Source organism: Terriglobus sp. YAF25 (assembly GCF_052113305.1).
Lineage (GTDB): Bacteria > Acidobacteriota > Terriglobia > Terriglobales > Acidobacteriaceae > Terriglobus.
In genome coordinates, this window is the sequence record NZ_JBFRCY010000766.1 from 1 (window position 1) to 2110 (window position 2110).

At 60.9% G+C, this 2110-nt stretch carries 2 protein-coding genes and 1 pseudogene; all 3 read right to left on the reverse strand.

Annotated elements, in window-relative coordinates; all coding sequences use genetic code 11:
- Positions 1-771: acetylglutamate kinase (gene argB / locus AB4043_RS23450; protein WP_442308255.1), on the reverse strand; the 771-nt coding region annotated here is incomplete at its 3' end.
- The gene (argC, locus tag AB4043_RS23455) at positions 768-1853 is read right to left on the reverse strand and encodes an N-acetyl-gamma-glutamyl-phosphate reductase (protein WP_442299766.1); all 1086 of its coding nucleotides are present in this window, start codon (positions 1851-1853) and stop codon (positions 768-770) included. The genes argB and argC, both read right to left, overlap by 4 nt.
- Before the next feature lie 4 nt (positions 1854-1857).
- Positions 1858-2110 (reverse strand): annotated as a pseudogene (locus AB4043_RS23460) (ArgR family transcriptional regulator); the annotation flags it as partial.

Sequence of the window (2110 nt, forward strand, 5' to 3'; positions counted from 1 at the left end):
CACTTCTGTACCGTCGTTGACTCGTGTATGGACGAGGTCCGGCAGCACGGATGCTGCCTCCGCCGGCAAAATTCGAACCCGCTTTACACCGCCCAGAAGCGCATCCTTGCACGCCTTCAGCTTGGGCAGCATGCCACCGGAGATTATCTGGCTCTTCTCGAGCTGAGGAATCTCCTTCAACGAGAGCCATCGCATTACTGCTCCGTCCGCTCCCTTCACTCCGGGAACGTCGGTCAGGAAGACCAAGGCATCAGCCCGAGTGGCAACGGCTGCAGCCGAGGCCATCTCATCTGCGTTTACGTTGTAGTACTCACCGTCAAAACCTAAAGCAATGGACGAGATGACCGGGATGGCTCCCATCTTCCAGATTGCATCCAGCCACGTCGGATCGGTCGCGGCAATCTCGCCGACAAAACCCAGATCCGGGTTGGTCTTCTTCTTCCGTGCACGGAAGACATTGCCATCACCGCCGGCGAGGCCGACGGCCTGTTGGCCAAGCTGTCCCAGAGCCGCCACCAGCGACTTGTTGACACGGCCTGCCAAGACCATCAAGGCCGCATCTCGGGTCTCGGCGTCGGTAACGCGCAGTCCATGGATAAATTCACTCTTCTTGCCCAGAGCCGCCAGCGTCTTGGTTAGCTGTACACCGCCGCCATGCACCACGGCCACCTGGTGGCCATCCTTGGCTAGTTCCACGATGGCGCGCGCGCAATCCATCCGCAATTTCTCGTTCTCCAGGCCCGCACCGCCCAATTTCACGACGTACTTCACAGCAGGCCCTCCTCTTCCTTCCATCCGCACATTACGTTCATGTTCTCCACGGCTTGTCCGGCCGCGCCCTTCAGCAAATTATCGAGACAGCTCACCAGCACCATGCGCCGGCCATCTGCCGCAAGTTCGAATCCCAGATCGCAGTAGTTCGTCCGCACGATGTACTGGATCTGCGGCAGGCTCCCGGCCTTGAAGATCCGCACCAGCGGATGGCCGGCATAGAACTCCCGGAAGACCTGTTCCACGGCAGCCTTGTCCATCCGGGACTTCAGCCGCAGATAGATCGTCGACAGAATGCCGCGGGGAATCGGCAGCAGGTGCGGCGTGAACTGCAGCGCCTCGGCCGGCAGGCCCACCTGCTCAAGGACCTCGCCTGTGTGCCGGTGCCCGAAGACGGCATAAGCGCTGAGGTTGTCGGCGGCATGCATAAAGTGTGTCTTTGCTGTCGGAGCCTTGCCGGCGCCGCTCACGCCGCTCTTGGCGTCGCAGACGATGCCATGTTCGATATCTACCAGCCCCGCGGCGACCAGAGGCCGTAGCGCTAGAATGACGCTGGTGGCGTAGCAGCCAGGGTTGGCGACCAGCCGCGCGTTGCGGATAGCGTCATGATGCAGCTCCGGGCAGCCGAAGACCGCTTCGGCATCCAGCTTCGCCGCCAGCTCCGCATCGGCATCGTGCAGCTTATAGACAGCCCGATTGGACGCCGACTTCAGCCTCCAGGCTCCGCTCAGATCCACCACGCGGAGACCGGCGTTCAGAATCTGCGGTACCCACTCCCGCGACTGCTCATGCGGAGTCGCCAGAAAGATAATGTCCACGCCGGCGGCCTTCAGCTCGCTCCAGGTGGGGTAGGGAACTACAGGCAATTCCTGTTCGTCAATGGTGTAAAGATGCGGCTGCAGCTCGCTCAGTGTGGTGGCCTCGCGGCCAATGAAAATGGGCCTGGTCTCCTGTAACCGGGGGTGCTTCAGTAGCAACCGCGCCAGCTCTCCGCCGGCATAGCCGCTAACGCCCGCAAGTGCCGTGCGTACGCTGCCCGTCGTTGCCGTCAACTCCGTCTTTACCTCTGTCGCCGTCGTCATCTTCTTATCTAATCAGCTCCGCAATCCGCGCGGTTATGGTTTTGGCCTGTTCGATATCGCCGCAAATCACCAGCACCGTATCGTCCCCGGCAATCGTTCCTACAATTTCATCCCAGTCTTCATAATCCAGGCCGGCAGCTACGGGCTGGGCTCCACCAGTCGTCGTGATGATGACGACCTGGTTCATCGCCTGCCGTACCTCCAGACCGAAGCTCTTCGACAGGTCATTGATCTCCGGAGACCGGTCATCCTCGGCT

Bases quoted from the DNA above. Each gene is read 5' to 3' on its own strand.
- argC (WP_442299766.1), bottom strand. From the start codon at position 1,853: ATGACGACGGCGACAGAGGTAAAGACGGAGTTGACGGCAACGACGGGC.